General features: G+C 62.7%; 3 protein-coding genes. All 3 read right to left on the reverse strand.

What is annotated here, in order from left to right; all coding sequences use genetic code 11:
• Positions 1 to 17: 17 nt before the first annotated feature.
• On the reverse strand, positions 18 to 1556 hold the full coding sequence (gene tnpC, locus DEVEQU_RS00020) for an IS66 family transposase (protein ID WP_126148524.1): 1539 nt from the start codon (positions 1554 to 1556) through the stop codon (positions 18 to 20).
• 69 nt (positions 1557 to 1625) lie between these two features.
• Positions 1626 to 1979 (reverse strand): IS66 family insertion sequence element accessory protein TnpB, encoded by a 354-nt coding sequence (gene tnpB, locus DEVEQU_RS00025; RefSeq protein ID WP_126148525.1) that lies wholly within the window; start codon positions 1977 to 1979, stop codon positions 1626 to 1628.
• Positions 1976 to 2368, reverse strand: coding sequence for an IS66-like element accessory protein TnpA (gene tnpA, locus DEVEQU_RS20190; protein ID WP_126148526.1), 393 nt, complete (start codon positions 2366 to 2368; stop codon positions 1976 to 1978). Before tnpA ends, tnpB begins: the two co-directional genes overlap by 4 nt.
• Between the last annotated feature and the right edge of the window lie 84 nt (positions 2369 to 2452).

A 2452-nucleotide genomic window follows, 5' to 3' on the forward strand; every position in this document is an offset into this window, starting at 1 on the left:
TGTAGGCGATGTGCCGGTCACACCTTGGCCGCAAAGTTCCAAGGGAGCAATTCGTTGATGCGGTTCTGCTTGTGGTTGGCGACGATGGCGTGGAGCGTGGCGCTCAGCCAGGCGTAGGGATCGACGCCGTTGAGCTTGCAGGTTTCGATTAGCGAAGCGATGACGGCCCAGTTTTCTGCTCCAGCATCATGGCCGGCAAAGAGTGCGTTCTTCCGATTCAGCGCAATCGGGCGGATGGTCCGCTCAACGGCATTGTTGTCGAGATCGATGTGGCCATCGGCCAGGAACAGCGCAAGCCCGGTCCAGTATTTGGCAATGTAGCTCAAGGCCTCCCCAAGGGGCGTTTTCGCGGAGACGCGGGCACGATGATGATCCAGCCATTCCCGTATCATTACGACGGCCGGTGCTGATCGCTGCTGGCGAGCGGCAATGCGGGCATCCGGCCCGAGGCCTCGGATATCGGCTTCGATGGCATAGACCTCGCCGATGAGCCGTACACCCTCTTCGGCAATCGGGGCGGTACCGGCGCGCGTGATCTCAACCAGCTTGCGACGGGCATGGGCCCAACAATAGGCGAGCTGGATACCGGCGCCGACGCGACCAGGCGCAATCAGCCGACTGTAGCCGGCATAGCCATCCACCTGCAGGATGCCGCCAAAGCCCTGCAAGATCCGTTCGGCATGAAGGCCACCCCGGCCCGGGGCATAGGTGAAGGCCACACCGGGTGGCGCGGTGCCACTCCAGGGCCGATCATCGCGGGCCAAAGCCCAAAAGTATCCGGTCTTGGTTTTTCTGGCCCCAGGATCGAGCACCGGCGCGCGGGTTTCGTCCATGAAGAGCTTCGAAGACCGTTTCAAATCTGCCATGAGCGCATCGTAAACCGGACGCAGCTCGAAGGCGGCCCGACCGACCCAGTCGGCAAGGGTTGAGCGGTCCAGATCAACACCCTGTCGGCTAAAGATCTGCGCCTGGCGATAGAGCGGCAGGTGATCGGCATATTTGCTGACCAGAACATGGGCAACGGTGGCCTCGGTCGGCAGCCCACCCTGGATCAGCCGGGTGGGCGCTGGCGCCTGCACCACGCCGTCCGTGCAGGACCTGCAGGCATATTTGGGACGACGGGTCACAATCACGCGGAACTGGGCCGGGATCACGTCGAGCCGCTCGGATACGTCCTCGCCAATGCAGTGCAGCCCGCCGCCACAGCCACAGACCAGGCTTTCGGGTTCGATGATCTCCTCAATCCGCGGCAAGTGCTTGGGCAGCGAACCACGGTTGGCGTTGCGCGGTTTGGCCGGCCGTCGAGCGACGCGATCCTCGGCGTCCTCTTCGGCATGGATAACCGCGATTGCCGTTTCCAGATCTTCCAGCGCCAGTTCGAACTGGTCAGGATCGCTCTTTTCCGACCGGCGTCCGAAGGCTGCCTGCTTGAACGCGGCGACCAGCTTTTCGAGGTACGCGATCCGCTCGTCCTTGCGCTGATCGCGCAACGCCGCAGCGACAAGCATCGCCTTGAGGGCAGCAATATCGTCAGGAAGTTCGGCGGCATCGAGCATGTCCGGAATCTACCAGATCAGGCCCCGCCGATCCCGCAAAAAGACAAGCCCTGAGTCATCCTGACGCAGTCATTCCACCGCTTCTGGCGCCTTCGCTTCCACCGCCCGAACCCGCCGCCAATCGAGCCCAGAGAACAGCGCCTCGAACTGCGCGTGGCTCAACGTCATCAGGCCGTCTGTCACCGCAGGCCAACTGAAGCTGTGCTCTTCCAATCGCTTGTAGGTCATGACCAATCCGGTGCCGTCCCAGTAGAGCAACTTCAGCCGATCAGTCTTCCTGGCCCGGAACACGAAGACCGTGCCGGTGAACGGGTCCTCGTGCAATGCGTTCTTCACCATCGCAGCCAAGCTGTCGTGGCCTTTGCGGAAGTCGATCGGCTTGGTCGCCACCATGATCCGCACCCGGTTCGAGGGGAAGATCATGGGATCGCCGTCAGCGCATGGACCACCGAGGCTATCCGGGCCGCCGAAGCGCCTGGCTCCAGCCGGATGGTCACCGAACCCACCACGACCTCGGGCCCAGCCGATGCCGTCCGCTCCGCGGCCGCCAGTGCCTCATCAACCGGAGCGACCATCAGCGTCGCAAACTCCACCGCATCCTCTGGTGCCGGCAGCACAAGCCTCCCCCTCCGCGCAAGGGTTCGCCAAGAGGAAATATGGTTGGGCTTCAGCCCATGCCGCTCGGCAACTTCACCAATGGTCGCTCCGGGCCGCAACGTCTCGGCGACAATCCGCGCCTTAACCGCATCGGGCCACTGCCGATTGCGGCGCCTTCTACCGCTAGTTGTGAGAAGCTCCATTGTAGCGTCCATGGAGAAACTCCCGCACTGACATCAATCAGTGCGCAATCTCATGGCTCACAAACGGGAGGAAGGTGGGGGTAAGACACCGCTTAC

The organism is Devosia equisanguinis, from assembly GCF_900631955.1.
Lineage (GTDB): Bacteria > Pseudomonadota > Alphaproteobacteria > Rhizobiales > Devosiaceae > Devosia > Devosia equisanguinis.